Origin of the sequence: Mahella australiensis 50-1 BON, assembly GCF_000213255.1 — a bacterium.
Taxonomy (GTDB): domain Bacteria; phylum Bacillota; class Clostridia; order Mahellales; family Mahellaceae; genus Mahella; species Mahella australiensis.
In genome coordinates this window covers 2965001-2983415 of record NC_015520.1, presented here as the reverse complement: position 1 = coordinate 2983415, position 18415 = coordinate 2965001, and the positions used below count along the sequence as shown (strand labels likewise).

The window sequence follows — 18415 nt, the reverse complement described above, 5'->3', positions numbered from 1 at the left end:
TTGATTATGAGCAAAATACTGGAACTGCGTGAAAAACGCGCTAAAGTATGGGAAGCTGCTAAAGCTTTCCTCGACAGCAAACGCGGGAACGACGGACTGCTTTCACCGGAGGATACCGCGACTTATGAAAAAATGGAAGCCGACGTTATTGCGCTGGGCAAAGAAATAGAGCGTCTTGAGCGTCAGGCTGCCATAGATTTGGAACTGTCAAAACCGTTGAATATTCCTATTACAGACAAACCCACTTCCATATCTGGCAACAATGAAAAAACCGGACGTGCCAGCGATGAGTACAGGCAGTCTTTCTGGAACATGATGCGCGGCAGGCGCAAATATGACGTACACAACGCGCTGCAGATTGGAGAGGACACCGAAGGTGGATATCTTGTTCCCGACGACTTTGAGCGTACTCTTGTGGAAGCACTGGAGGAGGAGAATATCTTTAGGCAGATTGCCAATGTTATTACCACGTCCAGCGGTGACAAGAAAATTCCTGTGGTGGCAAGCAAGGGTACTGCATCCTGGGTGGATGAGGAAGGCCAGATTCCCGAAAGCGACGATTCCTTTGCTCAGGTATCCATCGGCGCATATAAGCTGGCTACTATGATCAAGGTGTCAGAGGAACTGTTAAACGACAGTGTATTTAACCTTGAACAGTATATCGCCAAAGAGTTCGCCCGCCGAATCGGAGCAAAAGAGGAGGAAGCATTTTTTATCGGCGACGGATCTGGCAAGCCAACCGGTATCTTGGCGGATAACGGCGGTGGCGAGATAGGAGTAACCGCGGCGAGTGCAACAGCCATTACCCTTGACGAGATCATGGACTTGTTCTACAGCCTCAAGTCTCCGTACCGCAGGAACGCTGTATTCATTATGAATGATTCGACAATTAAAGCTATAAGGAAGCTCAAAGACAACAACGGTCAGTATCTCTGGCAGCCTTCTGTAACTGCTGGAACACCGGATACTATCTTAAATCGTCCAGTTAAAACTTCTGCATTCATGCCAGCCATTGCCGCTGGAGCAAAAACGATTGTATTCGGCGATTTTTCTTATTACTGGGTGGCAGACCGTCAAGGCAGGGTTTTTAAGCGGCTTAATGAGTTGTATGCTGCGACCGGACAAGTTGGATTCATGGCAACACAACGTGTAGATGGCAAACTGGTACTGTCTGAAGCAGTCAAGATACTGCAGCAGAAATCAGCTTAATGAAAACGGAGGTGCCGCGGCATGGAACTTTTGGAGAAGGTTAAAGCAAACCTCATATTGCAGCACAGCGAAGATGACGCACTTCTGCAGGACTATATCAAAGCCGCAGTTGCCTATGCGGAAAGCTACCAGAAAAAGCCGGAAGGATATTATGCCGAAAACCCCATGCCGCCTACTACTGAGCAGGCTGTCATTATGCTGTCGAGCCATTTTTATGAAAGCAGGGATGGCTCGACGGCTGGCTTTTTTGGAGATAGTGTGCAGGCAGGACAGCAGGTATGGAATACAGTAAATCTATTGCTGCGGCTCGACCGGGATTGGAAGGTGTAAATATGGGCTTTGGAAAAATGAAAACTTTCGTGGACATTATCTCAACCAAGCCGGTTAAGGATAGTGAGGGTTTTACTGAAAAAGGTGATGTCATTCTTGCTTCGGTAAGGGCATACAAGGAAGATAGGCATGGCAGTGAAAAATGGGCAAACAGGGCGGCGTTTTCGCAGGCGTCTGCCCTGTTCCGCTTCCGTAAGATACCTAACCTGGAAGTTACCACAGATCTTGTACTCGTTTGCAGCGATGGCAGGTACAACATTATCAGCGTAGAGGACGTAAAAGGACGTGGAATGTATATTGAGGTGCTTGCGGAAAAGGTGAAATCAAGCAAAGCATAAGAGGAGGGGGCTGCATGGCTAAGGTGGAAGTTAAAATGCCGGAAGAGTTCTTGCTCAAGTTGTCAAGACTTGGAGAAAGAACAGACGAAATCATACCTAAGGTGCTGGAAGCAGGCGGAGAAGTGGTACTTTCAAAAGTGAAGTCCAACCTTCAGTCAGTTATCGGGAGCGGCACTAAATATCCGTCCAGGGCAACCGGTGAATTGGTAAATGCTTTGGGACTCTCTCCTGCCAAACAGGACAGGGATGGAAACCACAACATAAAAATCGGCTTTACTGAACCAAGGAAGGATGGGGAAAGCAATGCGAAGATTGCTAATATTATTGAGTATGGTAAGTCCGGGCAGCCTCCAAGGCCCTTTTTGAAACCGGCAAAATCAGCTACAAGGAAGTCCTGCATCGAAGTAATGAAGTCAAGACTGGAACAGGAGCTGGGTCGTATATGAGCATATTGTCAGAATTAAACTCGTTATTAGATGGTTTGGGTATCCCCATTGAAACCGGGGTATTTAGCGGTGTACCGCCAGATGAGTACCTTGTCATTACTCCGATGACAGATACATTTGAAGTTTTTGCAGACAACCGGCCTCAGGTAGAAACCCAGGAGGTAAGGTTGTCTTTATTTATAAAGGGAAACTACACTGTACGTAAAAACGAAATAGTGAACACATTGCTTCAAGCGGGCTTTACCATTACCGACAGGCGGTATATAGGCCATGAGGACGATACCGGCTATCACCACTATGCCATTGATGTGGCAAAAGAGTATGAAGTAAAGGAGGAATGAAAAACATGGCCACAATCGGACTGGACAGGTTATATTATGCCAAAATAACTGAGAATGAAAACGGAGAAGAGACATACGACACGCCTGTTCCGCTGGCTAAGGCTATTACGGCAGAGCTTTCTGTGGAGCTGGCAGAGGCGACACTTTATGCCGATGACGGGGCGGCAGAAGTGGTCAAGGAATTTCAAAGCGGCACCCTGACTCTTGGTGTTGCAGATATCGGAGTAGACGCTGCTGAGGTTTTGACGGGAGCCACTCTTGATGACAATAAGGTGCTGATTTCTGCCAGTGAGGATGGAGGCGCACCTGTGGCAATCGGCTTTAGAGCCAAGAAAGCTAACGGCAAGTACAGGTATTTTTGGCTTTATAGGGTAAAATTCGGCATTCCGGCGACAAATCTGCAGACGAAGGGCGACAGCATTACCTTTTCGACACCCACCATTGAAGGGACAGTCATGAGACGTAACAAACCAGATGGCCAGGGAAAGCACCCTTGGAAGGCGGAGGTCAGCGAAGACGATCCCGGTGTATCGCCTGAAACTATTACCGGTTGGTATACGGAAGTTTATGAGCCGGTATTTGCTGTGGGAGGAGGTAGCGAATAATGCAGGATAATGACAGAAGCGCAATTATCAAAATAGGCGATGAAGAATATCAGCTTATTCTAACCACTAAAGCGACAAAGGAGATTGCAAAAAGGTACGGCGGTCTTGAAAACCTCGGCACGAAACTGATGAAAACCGAGAACTTCGAGATGGCTCTTGACGAAGTGGTATGGCTGATTACACTGCTGGCTAACCAGAGCATTTTGATACACAACCTCAAAAATCAGGATAAGCGTGAACTCCTGACTGAAGAGACAGTGGAACTTCTCACATCTCCCTTGGAACTGGCAGCATATAAAGACGCTATCATGGAAGCAATGTTCAAGGGTACCAAAAGAAACGTTGAAAGTGAGGATGACTTAAAAAACACACCGGCCGAGTGAGCGATGAGGAATTGTTCACTCGGCTTCTATATTACGGTACTGTTCAGCTCAACCGTTCAGAGGATGAAGTATGGCTAATGCCTATTGGGTACCTGCTTGATTTATGGGAGTGCCATAAGCAGTTTTTAGGGCTGGCGAAACCAAAGCGTATGCTTACCATTGATGATGTGATACCTTACGGAATTTAAAAATTTTGCAGGAAAGGAGGCGGTTATGTGGCAGACAATTTTGGCCTGAAGATCGGGATTGAAGGCGAAAAGGAATTTAAAAACGCCATTCGTGAGATCAATCAAAGTTTTAAGGTACTGGGTAGCGAAATGAACCTGGTCGTATCTCAGTTCGACAAGCAGGATAAGTCAGTTGAAGCTGTTACTGCAAGAAACAAGGTGCTTAACAAAGAGATCGAATTGCAGAAAGAAAAAATAGCTACTTTGGAGAAAGCCCTTGCCAATGCCGCCTCATCTTTCGGAGAAACCGACAGACGTACTCAGTCGTGGCAAATACAGCTTAATAATGCAAAAGCCGAACTGAACAAAATGGAGCGCGAGCTCGAACAGTCTGCTGAAAGTGCAGACGAGCTTGGGGACGAATTGAAGGAAAGTGGAGACAATGCCGAAAAATCCAGCTCGAAATTTGAGAAGCTGGGCAGCGTTCTTAAAGGTGTTGGCGCGGCTATGGGTGCTGCAGCGACCGCAGCGGGCGCGGCTGCCATCAAGCTGGGAAAAGAGGTCGTGGAGCAGTTTGGTGAGCTTGAGCAGAACCTTGGCGGTTCTGAAGCTGTGTTTGGCGAATATGCTGCACGTATCCAAAAAACGGGAGAAGAAGCCTACAAGAATCTGGGCTTGTCCCAATCCGAGTACCTTGCCACCGCCAACAAAATGGGCGCACTGTTTCAGGGTGCTGGTGTCGATCAGCAAAAAAGTCTGGAACTTACCGAGAAGGCCATGCAACGGGCGGCAGATATGGCTTCGGTTATGGGCATTGACATGCAGACTGCCATGGAATCCATCGCTGGCGCAGCCAAGGGTAACTTCACCATGATGGATAATCTGGGTGTCGCCATGAACGCCACTACCATCGAAGCTTATGCTCTTGCAAAAGGGCTGGATTTTGCCTGGAATAGCGCAACCAATGCCGAAAAGGCCGAGATCGCCATGCAGATGTTTTTTGAAAAAACCGAACAGTATGCTGGAAACTTCGCAAGAGAGTCTACCCAGACCATCAGCGGTTCCATTGGTCTTTTACAAGCCTCTCTAAGTTCGTTTATAGCAGGACTTGGCAATGCGAACGCTGATATGACGAACCTAACACAAAATCTTGTGGATGCCTTTCAGGCTGTAGTTAAAAATATTGTACCGGTTTTGGAAAATATAGTGGCTGCTCTGCCGGAGGCAACCGGTGCGATTATCTCAGCAGTCAAAGATCTGCTTCCCGTGCTGTTGCAAACTGTAACTGAATTGTTCTCTCAGGTGCTTCAAACTCTCTTGAGCCTGCTGCCGGAGCTGATTCCAGCAGCAGTAGATGCGGTCATGACCATTGTCGGAGCACTCATTGATAACCTGCCTTTACTCATTGATGCAGCGGTACAGCTAATCACAGCGTTGGTAATGGGGCTTGGAGAAGCATTACCGGAGCTAATTCCAGCAGCGGTTCAAGCAGTGATCACCATTGTGCAAGGGCTGCTGGATAATATGGACAAAATCCTTGAAGCTGCTTTTACATTGATTCAGGGACTGGCGCAGGGACTTTTAAATGCATTGCCAGAACTAATTGAAGCACTGCCGAGGATAATTACAACAATCATTGACTTTGTGACGAACAATATGCCGAAGATCATAGAATTGGGAATTACGCTTATCGTACAGCTTGCTGCCGGGCTTGTGAAAGCCATTCCAGAACTAGTAAAGTCTTTACCTCAGATTGTTGCGGCTATTATAGAAGGTTTGGGCAAGGCGGTTGTTTCAGTGGTTGAGATTGGTAAGAACATTGTAAAAGGCATCTGGGAAGGTATTAAAAGCCTTGGTAGCTGGATTAAGGATAAGGTTTCCGGTTTCTTTTCCGGTATTGTTGATGGAGTAAAGAATTTTCTTGGAATCAGATCTCCGTCCACTGTTTTTGAAGGTATTGGCGGCAATATGGCACTGGGTATTGGTGAGGGATTTGACAAGGCTATGGCCAGAGTGGCAGACAATATGCAAAATGCAGTGCCGACAGATTTTAATATATCTCCTGATATTAATGTAAGTGGAAGAGGTGGATTTAGCGGTTTAGCTTCTGGGCCGCTTGTTGTGGTGCAGCAGATGATTGTTCGTGGTGAAGAAGACATACGTAGGATTTCACAGGAGTTATATAACCTGATGCAGACAGGTTCAAGGGCGCAGGGACGTTTTATAACAGCGTAATGGAGGGAAGCATATGGGATTTATCTACAATGGAATATCGTCGCAAAGTATGAAAATACGAGCAAGACTTACCAAATGGCAGGTCTCCCCTGCCCTGCGCAATTCATTTGAAACTGTGCCGGGCAAAGCAGGTATTGCAGATTTTGGCTGCGACATATCAGAACGAAACATAATAATTAGCTGTAGTGTGCTTCCCCAGCGCAGTTTTGCCGATCTTGTATCGGTTCTTGATAATGTTGCTGAATGGTTAAATCCGGAAAACGGTCTTAGACAACTTGTTCTAGATGATTTGCCCGACCGATATTTCATGGCTCGCTTATCAGAAGCGGTTGACTGTGAGCGGATATTGCGGACAGCGGGCAGCTTTGAACTTCGGTTTGTTTGTCCCGACCCGTATGTTTACGCGTTGGAAGATGAGATATTTGTTCTTTCTGAAACAGGTCTGCATGAATTGGAGAGGGTTAAAGGAAATGCGGATTCCAATCCGGTTTATCTCTTGAAGGGTTTGATATCAACGTCCTCATCAAGCTATATTTCGCTTATTACAAACGGCGAGGAATTGCTAATTGTTGGCTCATTATCTGAAGGTGAAACTCTGATTGTCGACTCCGGCATGGTAACAGCTAAGGTTATTGATGAAACAGGCCGAACCTTGAGAAATGGTCTTCCCAGCCTGCAGGATCTGAATTTTCCAATTCTCAGGAAAGGTGTTAATCATATTGAGATTGCCGCAGAAAACGCGACCTTTACTGAGTTAAAAATACAGGCAAAAAGCAGATGGAGGTGATAATATGGCGATAAAATCAATTCTAACGAGCCAAGAGGATTTTACCGGTGAGTTTCCTGTAACATCAAGGACGTCTGCTTTATGGCGATTTAATGAAAAAACACCAGACGAAAATCTTCAGCTTATGGATTCATCGGGACATGGCAGACATTTTACCATCTCCGGCTGGTCAGGTACATCAGCAAACCTTATTGCTGGAAGATTCGGAAGATACTTTAGGCAAAATATTGTTAATCCGACTTCTGAAAAGACCCATCTTATAGCAGAAAATGATGGGAGTTTCTTTAGCAATCTGGGCGAAAAGATTGTTGTAGGAGGTTGGATTAATCCTACCACCTATTCGGTCGGCCAGACATATATACCCATATTCAATACCCGCCAAGGACCCGGTCAGCCAATTTTTTATGTTTCACTTTATCAAGGGAGACTTAGGCTGATGTTGTATAACTCCTCCGGCGCACTAATCTACGACCAGAGTGAAACGTCTACCATTACCTTGAAAAACGGCGGCTGGTATTTTATCGCCTCCATCATTGAAGTAAGCAACAAAAAGGTACAGAACATCATATGCGATCGCAGCGACGGGGCAACCTGGGTGTCGCCTGTGCGTTCCTTTTCGGGAGAGCTGAATCGGGAGTGTATAGCAAACATTATTATGGGGATGCATGCAAATACCTACTACTATGCCGGAGGCTTCGACGACTGGTTTCTGGAAACGGACTCACAGCTTACAGCTGATGATTTGCTGTTATATTTTAAGTCGTCTTTACATGCAAACGGTGGGGATGCGGCTTCGGATGTAGATGCTTTGGCAGAGCCTGGCGCAGTCACCCTTAAAGCAACAGATGGCGAGTATCCTGCAAGTGGCGTACTTTATACAAGGGCGGTTCCATGTGCATTATCGGGCAGCGGTCGTGTAGCTGTGACAAGCGAATATACTGCAGGTGTTACTTCAGTGTCTATAGTAGAGACCAGCACAAGCGATGATCTTGAAGAATGGTCTGCATGGCAGGCTGTGGGAACCAGCGGTGAACTTCAATCGCCAAATCGGCAATATATAAGGTTCCGTGTTACCCTTACCAGCAGCGATCCGTTGAAGACACCAAAACTTCTGGAAATACAGCTTCATGATATACCGAAAGCGCCCTATGAGAAACTAGGCTTTGCCCGTCCTGTGATTTTGGACAAAAACGGAGCATGGGAAGCTGTTCTTGAAAATGCCTTTGATATCATTGTCACTGGTGAGGTGAACGGCGCGGATACGCTGGAATTCAAGCTTCCGTTCCATGATCCAAAAAGAAGCACACTGGAAAATGAAAAACAAGTGCAAATCGTAAATGACATTTACCGGATCCGAACCTTAACGGACAATAAAAGCGAAGATGGGCGTGTTATTACGCAAGTATATGCTGAAGCGGTATTTTACGATCTGTCTTTCAGTGCGGAAAAAGAACCTAGAGAATTCAATGCAGATACTGCAGATGTTCCGATGCAATATGCACTTTTGGGTACAGGCTGGACAGTAGGAAATGTTACTGTCACTACGAAACGGACATGGCAGTGTACAGAAAAAAATGCCTTATCCATCCTTCGCACTGTACAGAATATTTATGGCGGCGATCTGGTGTTTGACAGCGCCAACCGCCAGGTACACCTTTTGACTTTTAGTGGTACTGATAGCGGAGCGCTTTTTTCATATAGAAAGAATTTGAAAAGTATTCAGCGGGTAGTCGATACACGTGAATTAGTGACAAGGCTCTATGCTTATGGAAAGGACGGATTGACCTTCGCTTCAATTAATGGAGGTAAGGAATACGTGGAAGATTACACTTTTTCCAGTGAAGTGAGGGTGTCGACGCTTGATTGTTCGTCGTTTACAAATCCGTATCAGATGCTGGAATATGCAAAAATGCGGCTTGCAGAATATTCGAAGCCTCGCGTCTCTTATGTACTGTCTGCAATGGATTTATCTGCGCTAACCGGTTATGAGCACGAAGCATGGAAACTGGGTGATATTGTTACAGTAGACGATAAAGAACTAGGCCTTTTGGTAAAGACACGTGTTGTGAGAAGGCAGTATAACTTACAGGAGCCATGGAAAACAGTGATTGAGCTTTCAACTAAACTGCGGGAACTTGGCGATTCTTCAGCACAGTGGGACAAGGCAGCGGATGCGCTGTCCTCAGCAGAGTTGGTAAACCGTCAGGAAATTAAAGATATGGTACCATTCAACCATCTGCGCAATTCCAGGGCGGATGATGGTTTTGCCTACTGGGTCAATTCCGGTTTTGAAGTAGACACTGAGAATGGTGTTTCGGGAACTGCTTCCTTCAAGGCTGTTGGTGTACCTGGTATGACAAAGAGTCTGTCACAGACGGTATACCCAGCGACACGTAAAAGCTATACATTTTCAGCGCAGATTGCTTCCGAAAACCTTGAAAAGGGCGAAAACGGCCAAGTTGGTGTTGAGATAGTCATTGAATACGAGGACGGTACAACGGAAACAAGATTTATAGACCTGATTTGAGGGTGGTGATATGGCATATTTCAATCAAATCGCACACAGTATTTCTCCCAAAAGTATCAGCAGAGTCAAGTCTATCACCATCAGGCTGTGCGTCACTGACTGCACCGGCACAGTGTACTTTACAGACTTATTGCTTCAGGGCGGCTCGGTTTCCACCGGATGGATCGGGCATGTATGCGAAATACAGTGGACATTAGACGGGTAGGTGAAATGGATGCAGTTTTCAAGATTTGCAGAAACCATACAACTAAAAAGCAATAAACATGTGGTGGGCGTTACTGTGATACTCAAGATTTCCGACTGTACCGGAATAATCTATTTCACCGACCTGCAGCTTCAGGATGGAGATCAGTTGACAGGCTATACCGTCCACACGAGCAAAATGCTAACGAAAATGCAGGAAAACGGGCAGCCAGTTCCGCCCCGGCATTATAACGGTGTGGTGCGAACAGCGGAGACTGTAATTTTATTCAACCTGGGTAAAACTTCTGCTGGCCTTGACTGCTATATTTATCCTATACAGGATATGGCCGCAGGGAGTATTGAACTATCCCAAGGTGTAGGTGCGCATAAGGTAAGGTTTCTTGACCCGGTTAATGCAGGCGATGAGCTGGCGCTCAAGGCTTCCACCCGCCAATGCCTTAAAAACGGAAGCCCTACTCGTAAGGATGGATTTTATCAATACTCTGCGGCATGGGATAGCAAACATATGGTGAAGCTGGAAGAGAGAAAATCGGCGCGGGTGCTCTTTGAATTTCAGGAGATGCAAGAAGGCGGTGACCGGTTGTGAGGGATTTCTTAAAAGGCAAACGTTGCATGGTGTGGAGTTTTATGGGAAATGCCCGAATGTATGAAGCACTTAGAGACTACGGCGACCGATTTGATACGGTAGGCATTTTTACTTTTGAGGTTGACGCAACAGGCACAATCACTGAAACCGGTACCAGCATCAGCAGCATGCTACCGTATATTCAGAAATGGCCGCACATTAAGTGGCTGCTCACTATTATGAATCATGGAATAGCCAATATTTTTACTGCACTTCGCAACAACGAAAACGGTGCAAAGGATAAGTTTCTTACTGAAATCATCCGAATCATGAACAAGTATCCATGGTGCGCTGGGGTAGATATTGACCTGGAGCGCGGCGGCGGTTATGAAAACAAGGATGCGGCGAATGCACTATTTAGGGATATATACAATACAGTTAAGTCTTATGATGCAACAAAGCTTGTCAACATCTGCCTGCCTGGTATGACCGGCGTTCAAGGCTCGGTGGGCGGTGAAAACTGGTGTGTTTATGCCGATCTTAACGACTATTGCGATACCGCCGCCATCATGAGCTATGGCATGGCATGGGCGGGCTCTGCTCCCGGCCCAGTATCTCCTCGTGACTGGCTTGAGGGCATATATGATTATGCTGTTTCCGTTATGTCACCCGATAAGATATTCATGGGGTTGCCTGCTTATGGCTGGAACTGGAGGATTCATGATACACCTGAAAACCTTGGAATAACCTATCGAGGGGTGTCTAATACCTACTATGCGGCAAAATACTGGATGACTGGGGTTTACAATTTCACAGGCGATGCACCGCCCCAGCCGTTTATTCCAATTGTGGCTTACTGGGATGACTATAACAAAGTACCTTGGGCTCTTCCTCATGTATATGACTATATGGAAGGGTGGGATGCTATATCCTGGGAATATCCGCTGCTAAAAGGGGTTTATAACAGGCGAAGATATTTGACAAGCTATGGCAAGGAGCCGAAAGCGGAGTTCGGAACCATTTATATTGACAGGAACGGAGTTCCGGATGAATACGAAGGAAATGTCATTATTACTGATGAGATGGCCTCACTTGGAGATGACCAGGCGTCAGCAGAGTACCGTTTTGAGATAAGAGAAGCGGGATATTACGATATTGCAGTACAGCTTTGCTTTCCTTACTGGGACAAAAATGCGATTATCGTTTCCCTTGATGGTGAATCAAAGACTTTCAGCGAGAACCGTTTATGGTGGCCATACTGGAGAAGAGTTTGCTGGTTGACACTTGCAAAAGGTGTATTTCTCCAAGAGGGAACGCATGCTGTCAGCATAAGCGGTGGTGTGCCGGGAGTCCAGTTTTACGGTTTTAGGGTTTGCAGTGGATTTTCGGAGTATCCCTTTGCCGGTGAAGCCAGCTTTATGCTCTCTCCTCGTCGGTTCAAGGATGTAAATGGTGTGATGGTTGAGCCGGATCGAGGTTTTAAACTGACCTTTGAAATGTTGCGAAGAAAACCCGACTCGACGCTTATTTGGTATGAAGATTTTCGGGACAGGAACATCCTGCCTGAAAATTACTGGACTGTGTTGGACGGCGAATGGGATGTTTGGCAAGAGCCAGACAGCACAGAAAGTCGCCCATATTCCCAGCTCGAGGGATATGGCAAACTTGCATGGAAATACGACGGGTTTTCCGACATCCATATCCGGGCAAGGCTGGCTTTCCCTCAAAATAGCAGTGGACGGGCTGGGGTGTTCCTTGGGGATATTTTCTGCTGCTTAAACTATGACACGCAAAGAGTCGAGCTTTATCAAGGTAATTCCTTGCTTGGTAGCTATTCCACCAGTTTCTCAAAAACTGTAGATGCCGATCTTCGTGCTAATCCGAATATGTATACTATAGAGATGCGAAAACGCGGCAATAAAGTAAGAGTATATTCTGGTGCAGCTTCAACCCTGCGTTTCACAGTGAATGTAATCGGTGGTAGTGGTTATGCAGGGTACTGCTCGGACAACCGGACGGTATGCGAGCTGCTGCGGCTGGGCGATGCGTGGGTATATGAACCATACGAGCGTTTTGATGTGGAACTCCCGGATGGAACTATAACCAGCTTTGGCAGGCTTGCTCGCACTGGTGTCACGTGGGATGATGAATTTCAGGTGTTTTCAGTAAATAGCGATGTGGAGGAATCGATAACTCGCAGTGAGGACATTTCGATGGATTATGACTTCTTCCACTCACAACTTTTGGCTCTTTCTTGCGGTAATGACTATGAAGTAAAGATTATACCGAAAGACATCAATATTTGGATATCCCGTCTCTTCCTCGGAGATGCAGATGGTTTTTCTATTCTGTATTATCAGGATGTGGACAGCCTTGTTTACTGGGCAAACGAAGCGGCTTATCGATGGAAACTGCGAGGTATAGCCATCTGGTCTCTTGGGCAGGAGGATATGCGGTTGTGGGAGGCGCTTCCGAAGCAAATATAGATTAGAAGTTTTAATTTTCAGCGCTTTGCTTTAAGGCAGGGCGCTTTTTTATATGCAAAACTCAAGTTGAACGGAGGTTTAAGACAATGAAAACAGTATGGAACTGGGCGCAGGCGGTTTTTACTGCTATTGGCGGATTTCTTGGATGGTTTCTTGGAGGGCTGGATGGATTTTTATACGCACTCATCGCTTTTGTAGCCATTGACTATGTGACCGGAGTGATGTGTGCCGTTGTAGACAGAAAGCTTTCGAGTGAAGTCGGGGCCAAGGGCATCTTTAAGAAAGTGCTTATTTTTGTACTTGTAGGAGTAGGACACATCATCGACAGCCAGGTGCTCGGCAATGGCGGGGCAATCCGGACAGCGGTGATTTTCTTTTACCTGAGTAACGAGGGAATTTCAATTCTTGAGAATGCAGCACATATAGGACTGCCCATTCCTGAAAAGCTGAAGAACGCATTGGAACAACTGCATGGCCACTCAAATGAGGAGGATGAAAAGAAATGAAGCTGTACACGAAGTACATGACGCGAAACGATTGCTATACAGCAGACCGAAAAATCACGCCTAAAGGAATCATGGCACATTCGACGGCTGTGCCGGGTGTAATGGCGGCTGAGTGGTTTTCCCGTTGGAACAAATCTTACAAGGCCGGCGAAATAAATAGGCAGGTATGTGTTCACGCTTTTGTAGACGATAAAGAGGTTTGGCAATACCTGCCTTGGGATCATCGCGGGTGGCATGCGGGAGGAGCAGCCAACAATACCCATATTGGCTTTGAAATCTGTGAGCCTGCTGGGTTTTCGTATAAATCCGGGTCGGTAATGGTGGGTTATGATGCAGCAAAGCAGGAAGATTATTTCCGTAAAGCGTGGCAGAATGCTGTTGAACTCTGCGTTATGCTCTGCAAGAAGTACGGTCTTAATGAGAATGACATCATCTGCCACTCCGAAGGATATAAGCTCGGTATTGCCAGCAACCATGCTGATGTGATGCACTGGTTTCCCAAGCATGGGGAGAATATGGACACTTTCCGTAAAGCAGTAAAAAAAGCGCTGGAGAACAGTACAGATATCAATACTGATATTGGAATTGGAGATATGGTGGAGTTTAAGGTCAGTGTAAAGAATTACTACCCCGGCAGTGTGGAAGTTCCAACGTGGGTCAAAAATGACTATTACCACAGGGTCACACAGACTTTATATAAAGGCAAGCCGGTCATAAAAGGCGGCAAAGAGTGTGTTTTACTTGGCAAAAAGGTTAAGAAATCCGGCGGTTTAGAGGTTGCAGGTATAAACACTTGGGTAGCAAAAGAAAACCTTGTAATAGTAAACAGTATTACAGATAACAAGAGCAATAGAACCTATACAGTGCAAAAAGGCGACACCTTATGGAGAATAGCAGAAAAAGAACTCGGTAGAGGAACAAGATATCCGGAGATCAAGAAACTGAATAGCCTGACTACGGATACTATTTACCCCGGACAAGTTCTGAAATTGCCTAAATAACGATAAAGGACAGCCAATCGCGGCTGTCCCAAGTTTTTATAGGAGGTGCTTGAATGATAGAGGGGGCTAATCATTTACCATATAACCCGCAGGAAACGAACAATACAAAGATAACACAGGAGGAAATTCAAAGAGAGGTTGATTACTGGCGGGCATATAAAATCCTGCAAAAGATGCTTAAAGCGGGACTGATTTCAGAGGAAGAATTCGACAAAATCGACAAGTTAAATCTTAAAACTTTCTCGCCGATGTACGCACAGCTTATGGCCTAATTAGCTTGCTATTAGCGGCACACAGAGGTAACATGTCACATGCCCAAAGGAGGTGAAAACAGTGAGAAAGGTAACGAGGATTGATGGAAACAATGCTCTCCAAGCTTTCAAGCCAAAGGTGAGGGTAGCGGCTTATTGCAGGGTTTCAACCGACAGCGATGAGCAAATGGCAAGCCTGGAAGCACAAAAAGACCATTATGAATCCTATATAAAAGCAAACCCGGATTGGGAATTTGCAGGGATTTACTATGACGAAGGCATATCAGGCACAAAAAAGGAAAACCGAACTGAACTTTTAAGGCTGCTTGCAGATTGTGAAAACATGAAAATTGACTTTATTATAACCAAGTCGGTCAGCAGATTTGCCAGAAACACAACCGACTGTATTGAGATGGTGAGAAAACTTACCGATCTCGGTGTTTTCATCTATTTCGAGAAAGAGAATATAAACACACAGCGCATGGAAGGCGAATTGGTGCTGACAATTTTGAGCAGTCTTGCAGAAAACGAGTCATTATCCATTGCAGAAAATAGTAAGTGGTCTATCAGACGTAGGTTCCAAAACGGAACATACAAAATTTCGTATCCTCCCTATGGTTACGATTATGTGGATGGAAAGCTATTTATCAATAAAGAACAGGCTGAAATCATAAAGCGGATTTTTTCCGAGGCTTTGGCTGGTAAAGGCACACAGAAAATTGCAGATGGGTTAAATTTGGATAAAATCCCAACAAAGAGAGGTTCACATTGGACAGCGACCACTATCCGCGGTATCCTTAGCAATGAAAAATATACCGGGGATGTCCTTCTGCAAAAAACATATACAGATGAGAATTTTAAGCGGCATTATAATCGTGGTGAAAAGGATCAATACATGATAAAGGATCATCATGAAGCCATTATATCCCATGAGGAATTTGAAGCCGTCAAAGAAATATTGAAGCAAAGAGGTAAAGAAAAAGGCGTAATCAAGGGAAGCAGTAAATATCAAAACCGCTACCCTTTCTCGGGGAAAATCAAATGCGCAGAATGTGGCAGCAGTTTTAAGCGTCGAATTCATGGCAGTGGTAATCATAAATACATTGCCTGGTGCTGCACAAAGCATATAAAAGACGCTTCGGCTTGTTCAATGAAATTTGTCAGAGAGGATGGGATCCATCAGGCTTTTGTTGTTATGATGAATAAGCTTATTTTCGGACATAAGTTCATTCTAAGGCCATTGCTGCAAAGCTTAAAGAAAACAAATTACTCAGATAACATAACTAAGATTCAGGAGCTGGAAACTAAAATAAAAGAAAATACAGAGCGGGTACAGGTGATTATGGGACTTATGGCCAAAGGATACCTGGAACCCGCTCTTTTTAATACACAGAAAAATGAGCTGAGCAAAGAAGCAGCCTTGTTAAAAGAACAAAAAGAAGCCATAAACCGCGCAATCAATGGGGGCATGACTGCTCTTGTTGAAGTTGAGAAACTTCTTAAATTTGCAATGAAAGCTGAAAAGCAGATTGATAGATTTGATAGTGAAATATTTGAGAATTTTATTGAAGAAATCATTGTGTTTTCGCAGGAGGAAATAGGCTTCAAAATGAAATGCGGATTGAACCTGAGGGAAAGGATGGTGAGATGATGAGCCATATACCTTTTGGGTATGCCATTAAAAACGGCAAGGCTGTTGTTAACGAAAAGGAAGCGGTTAAGATAAAGGAGCTGTTTGGGGCTTATCTTTCCGGGCTTTCTTTAACTGAAGCGGCCAAAAACGCGGGTATTAAGCGCTGCCATACATCTATTGCAAGAATGCTGACAGATAAACGGTATGTAGAGGATAAATTCTATCCGCCCATTATCAGCAGGGATACATTCGAAGAAGTACAACTGGAAAGACGCAGGCGAGCTGAGGCACTTGGCAGGATTTATGAACATAAAGGAAATGAAAAGAAATGCCTAAATTTTAGGTTTCATGCTTCAATGCCAGATAATCTATATGATGATCCATTTCAGCAGGCAGAGTATGCTTATAGTCTTATTAAGAGCGAGGTGATTTCAGATGGCAATCAGGAATGTTACGGTAATCCCTGCTCGTAAACGGATTGGAAATAGTGCAAAGGCTGAAGAATTGCCTAAGCTTCGGGTAGCAGCCTATTGCCGCGTATCTACGGACAGCGAGGAGCAGGCAACCAGTTATGAAGCGCAAATTGAGCACTACACAAACTACATTAAAAGCAATCCGGAATGGGAGTTAGCTGGCATATTTGCGGATGAAGGGATTACTGGAACCAACACGAAAAAGCGTGAAGAGTTTAACCGGATGATAGAAGAATGTATGCAGGGCAAAATCGATATGATAATTACGAAATCTATCAGCCGTTTTGCAAGAAATACGCTGGACTGCCTAAAGTACATAAGGCAGCTTAAAGAAAAAAATATTCCAGTTTACTTTGAAAAGGAAAATATAAACACATTGGATTCCAAAGGGGAAATCCTGCTGACCATTATGGCTTCTTTGGCGCAGCAAGAAAGCCAATCGTTAAGCCAGAATGTAAAACTGGGTATTCAGTACCGATATCAGCAAGGAAAAATCCATATTAATCACAACCGGTTTCTTGGCTATACAAAGGATAAGGATGGCAATTTAGTTATCGTACCTGAAGAAGCAGAGATCGTTAAACGCATTTACAGAGAATACCTTGAAGGTTCCAGTATGCTACAGATAGCAAGAGGTCTGGAAGCTGACGGAATTCTGACAGGTGCAGGCAATCACAGATGGCATACCAGCACCATCAATAAGATTTTGAGGAATGAAAAATATATCGGTGATGCGCTGTTGCAGAAAACCTATACAGTAGATTTTTTATCGAAGAAAAGGGTGGCCAATAACGGCATAGTTCCTCAATACTATGTAGAAAACAGCCATGAGCCCATAATCCCGCGTGAAATTTATATGCAGGTTCAGGAAGAGCTTGTCCGCAGAAGATGTGTGCATATAAGTAAGAACGGAAAGAAGAGAAACTACAGCAATAATCATCCCTTATCCCAAATGGTGTTCTGCGGCAAGTGTCATGAAGTATTCCGCAGGGTTCATTGGAATAATCGAGGGAAAAAATCCATCGTTTGGAGATGCGTCAGCAGATTGGAAAACACCGGTTTGTTTTGTACCGCTTCCACTATACTTGAAGATACTCTCAAAGAGAAGATTGTAGAAGCTATCAATATAGCCGTCAGCGGGAAAAACTCTTTCCTGGCCATACTGAAAAAGAATATTGAAACCGTATTAAACGAGGATTTGGACGAGAGTACGGCAGATATTGATAAAAGGCTGGAAGAGCTTCAAGCCGAGTTGATCCAATTGGCAAATTCAAAGGAAGCATATGATAATATTGTCAATGAGATTTACCGCTTACGGGACTTAAGGCAAGAAACCCTTTCAAGAAACGCTCTCCGTCAAGATAAGCGGGATCGGATCGCTGAGATGACGGACTTCCTTAATATGCAAACCGGTGGTATTACGGAATTTGATGATAAACTGGTTAGAAAACTAATTGAAAAGGCAACTGTATATAATGACAGGCTAGTGGTAGAGTTTAAGTCAGGGTTAGAAATAGAAGTAAACCTATAAGCTCGTATTAAGATAGCCGCCAGTAGGGGAAGAGTACTTATACTATTATAAATAACTACAGGAGACATAATTGGATTACCGATTGCGGGAGCAGAAGCAAAATGCGCTGGTTAAAAATGCAGAGCGTGAAGGAAGAAGCAGCGAATAGCTGAAATGACAGACTTCTTGAATGAACAGTCCTATGAGCTGGAGGAATATGATGAGCAACTGGTAAGGCGGCTTATTGAAAAAGTTACGGTATTTGATAATAAGCTGACCGTTGAGTTTAAGTCTGGAGTAGAGATTGATGTATTAATTTAAAATGAACTTGACCGCCGATTGAGGAGAAATACTTCTTGATGGGCGGTTCTTTTCTATTTATACTTGGGGATAATCTAATAAGTGAACTCGTTTCAGC

20 protein-coding genes and 1 pseudogene are annotated in these 18415 nt (G+C 44.8%); all 21 read left to right on the top strand.

Going from position 1 to position 18415, the window contains the following annotated elements; all coding sequences use genetic code 11:
- The first annotated feature begins 6 nt into the window (after positions 1-6).
- Entirely contained in the window at positions 7-1209 is a 1203-nt protein-coding gene (locus tag MAHAU_RS13960) for a phage major capsid protein (protein ID WP_013297316.1), read from the top strand.
- 21 nt (positions 1210-1230) lie between these two features.
- Positions 1231-1539, top strand: a complete 309-nt coding sequence (locus MAHAU_RS13955) for a head-tail connector protein (RefSeq protein ID WP_013782356.1) — start codon at positions 1231-1233, stop codon at positions 1537-1539.
- A gap of 2 nt (positions 1540-1541) precedes the next feature.
- Positions 1542-1877: a head-tail adaptor protein gene (locus MAHAU_RS13950; protein WP_013782355.1), complete on the top strand. Its 336-nt coding sequence runs from the start codon at positions 1542-1544 to the stop codon at positions 1875-1877.
- Positions 1878-1891: 14 nt separating this feature from the next.
- Positions 1892-2323, top strand: a complete 432-nt coding sequence (locus MAHAU_RS13945) for an HK97-gp10 family putative phage morphogenesis protein (protein WP_003516027.1) — start codon at positions 1892-1894, stop codon at positions 2321-2323.
- A complete protein-coding gene (locus MAHAU_RS13940; RefSeq protein WP_013782354.1) occupies positions 2320-2664 on the top strand; it encodes a hypothetical protein in 345 nt (114 codons plus the stop codon). The genes MAHAU_RS13945 and MAHAU_RS13940 overlap by 4 nt, the downstream gene beginning before the upstream one ends.
- 5 nt (positions 2665-2669) lie before the next feature.
- Positions 2670-3269, top strand: a complete 600-nt coding sequence (locus MAHAU_RS13935) for a major tail protein (RefSeq protein WP_013782353.1) — start codon at positions 2670-2672, stop codon at positions 3267-3269.
- Complete coding sequence (locus tag MAHAU_RS13930) at positions 3269-3652, top strand: hypothetical protein (RefSeq protein WP_003516030.1); 384 nt, start codon at positions 3269-3271, stop codon at positions 3650-3652. The genes MAHAU_RS13935 and MAHAU_RS13930 overlap by 1 nt, the downstream gene beginning before the upstream one ends.
- On the top strand, positions 3649-3840 hold the full coding sequence (locus MAHAU_RS16260) for a hypothetical protein (RefSeq protein WP_003520671.1): 192 nt from the start codon (positions 3649-3651) through the stop codon (positions 3838-3840). Before MAHAU_RS13930 ends, MAHAU_RS16260 begins: the two co-directional genes overlap by 4 nt.
- Positions 3841-3867: 27 nt before the next feature.
- The gene (locus MAHAU_RS13920) at positions 3868-6054 is read left to right on the top strand and encodes a phage tail protein (protein ID WP_013782352.1); all 2187 of its coding nucleotides are present in this window, start codon (positions 3868-3870) and stop codon (positions 6052-6054) included.
- A gap of 13 nt (positions 6055-6067) precedes the next feature.
- Positions 6068-6841, top strand: a complete 774-nt coding sequence (locus tag MAHAU_RS13915; protein WP_013782351.1) for a distal tail protein Dit — start codon at positions 6068-6070, stop codon at positions 6839-6841.
- Positions 6842-6845: 4 nt separating this feature from the next.
- Positions 6846-9368 carry a phage tail spike protein gene (locus MAHAU_RS13910; protein ID WP_013782350.1) on the top strand — a complete coding sequence of 841 codons (2523 nt, stop codon included), beginning with the start codon at positions 6846-6848 and terminating at the stop codon, positions 9366-9368.
- 10 nt (positions 9369-9378) lie between these two features.
- Positions 9379-9573 carry a hypothetical protein gene (locus tag MAHAU_RS16255; protein WP_003520677.1) on the top strand — a complete coding sequence of 65 codons (195 nt, stop codon included), beginning with the start codon at positions 9379-9381 and terminating at the stop codon, positions 9571-9573.
- A 9-nt stretch (positions 9574-9582) separates the two neighbouring features.
- Positions 9583-10158 carry a hypothetical protein gene (locus tag MAHAU_RS13905; RefSeq protein ID WP_003868535.1) on the top strand — a complete coding sequence of 192 codons (576 nt, stop codon included), beginning with the start codon at positions 9583-9585 and terminating at the stop codon, positions 10156-10158.
- On the top strand, positions 10155-12623 hold the full coding sequence (locus MAHAU_RS13900) for a glycosyl hydrolase family 18 protein (RefSeq protein WP_013782349.1): 2469 nt from the start codon (positions 10155-10157) through the stop codon (positions 12621-12623). Before MAHAU_RS13905 ends, MAHAU_RS13900 begins: the two co-directional genes overlap by 4 nt.
- Positions 12624-12709: 86 nt before the next feature.
- Positions 12710-13129 (top strand): phage holin family protein, encoded by a 420-nt coding sequence (locus MAHAU_RS13895; protein ID WP_004400092.1) that lies wholly within the window; start codon positions 12710-12712, stop codon positions 13127-13129.
- Positions 13126-14130: an N-acetylmuramoyl-L-alanine amidase gene (locus MAHAU_RS13890; RefSeq protein ID WP_013782348.1), complete on the top strand. Its 1005-nt coding sequence runs from the start codon at positions 13126-13128 to the stop codon at positions 14128-14130. Before MAHAU_RS13895 ends, MAHAU_RS13890 begins: the two co-directional genes overlap by 4 nt.
- Before the next feature lie 53 nt (positions 14131-14183).
- The gene (locus tag MAHAU_RS13885; RefSeq protein ID WP_013782347.1) at positions 14184-14402 is read left to right on the top strand and encodes an SHOCT domain-containing protein; all 219 of its coding nucleotides are present in this window, start codon (positions 14184-14186) and stop codon (positions 14400-14402) included.
- Positions 14403-14463: 61 nt separating this feature from the next.
- Positions 14464-16032, top strand: a complete 1569-nt coding sequence (locus MAHAU_RS13880; protein WP_013782346.1) for a recombinase family protein — start codon at positions 14464-14466, stop codon at positions 16030-16032.
- Positions 16029-16487 carry a recombinase gene (locus MAHAU_RS13875; protein ID WP_013782345.1) on the top strand — a complete coding sequence of 153 codons (459 nt, stop codon included), beginning with the start codon at positions 16029-16031 and terminating at the stop codon, positions 16485-16487. Before MAHAU_RS13880 ends, MAHAU_RS13875 begins: the two co-directional genes overlap by 4 nt.
- A complete protein-coding gene (locus tag MAHAU_RS13870) occupies positions 16450-18018 on the top strand; it encodes a recombinase family protein (protein ID WP_013782344.1) in 1569 nt (522 codons plus the stop codon). The genes MAHAU_RS13875 and MAHAU_RS13870 overlap by 38 nt, the downstream gene beginning before the upstream one ends.
- A gap of 76 nt (positions 18019-18094) precedes the next feature.
- Positions 18095-18318, top strand: a pseudogene (locus tag MAHAU_RS15800) (recombinase family protein); the annotation flags it as partial.
- Positions 18319-18415: the final 97 nt, after the last annotated feature.

Coding starts and splice junctions, on each gene's coding strand:
- MAHAU_RS13955 (WP_013782356.1), top strand. CDS start 1,231: ATGGAACTTTTGGAGAAGGTTAAAGCAAACCTCATATTGCAGCACAGC.
- MAHAU_RS13910 (WP_013782350.1), top strand. CDS start 6,846: ATGGCGATAAAATCAATTCTAACGAGCCAAGAGGATTTTACCGGTGAG.
- MAHAU_RS13915 (WP_013782351.1), top strand. CDS start 6,068: ATGGGATTTATCTACAATGGAATATCGTCGCAAAGTATGAAAATACGA.
- MAHAU_RS13885 (WP_013782347.1), top strand. CDS start 14,184: ATGATAGAGGGGGCTAATCATTTACCATATAACCCGCAGGAAACGAAC.
- MAHAU_RS13870 (WP_013782344.1), top strand. CDS start 16,450: ATGGCAATCAGGAATGTTACGGTAATCCCTGCTCGTAAACGGATTGGA.
- MAHAU_RS13960 (WP_013297316.1), top strand. CDS start 7: ATGAGCAAAATACTGGAACTGCGTGAAAAACGCGCTAAAGTATGGGAA.
- MAHAU_RS13945 (WP_003516027.1), top strand. CDS start 1,892: ATGGCTAAGGTGGAAGTTAAAATGCCGGAAGAGTTCTTGCTCAAGTTG.
- MAHAU_RS13895 (WP_004400092.1), top strand. CDS start 12,710: ATGAAAACAGTATGGAACTGGGCGCAGGCGGTTTTTACTGCTATTGGC.
- MAHAU_RS13875 (WP_013782345.1), top strand. CDS start 16,029: ATGATGAGCCATATACCTTTTGGGTATGCCATTAAAAACGGCAAGGCT.
- MAHAU_RS13905 (WP_003868535.1), top strand. CDS start 9,583: ATGCAGTTTTCAAGATTTGCAGAAACCATACAACTAAAAAGCAATAAA.
- MAHAU_RS13940 (WP_013782354.1), top strand. CDS start 2,320: ATGAGCATATTGTCAGAATTAAACTCGTTATTAGATGGTTTGGGTATC.
- MAHAU_RS13950 (WP_013782355.1), top strand. CDS start 1,542: ATGGGCTTTGGAAAAATGAAAACTTTCGTGGACATTATCTCAACCAAG.
- MAHAU_RS16255 (WP_003520677.1), top strand. CDS start 9,379: ATGGCATATTTCAATCAAATCGCACACAGTATTTCTCCCAAAAGTATC.
- MAHAU_RS13930 (WP_003516030.1), top strand. CDS start 3,269: ATGCAGGATAATGACAGAAGCGCAATTATCAAAATAGGCGATGAAGAA.
- MAHAU_RS13935 (WP_013782353.1), top strand. CDS start 2,670: ATGGCCACAATCGGACTGGACAGGTTATATTATGCCAAAATAACTGAG.
- MAHAU_RS13890 (WP_013782348.1), top strand. CDS start 13,126: ATGAAGCTGTACACGAAGTACATGACGCGAAACGATTGCTATACAGCA.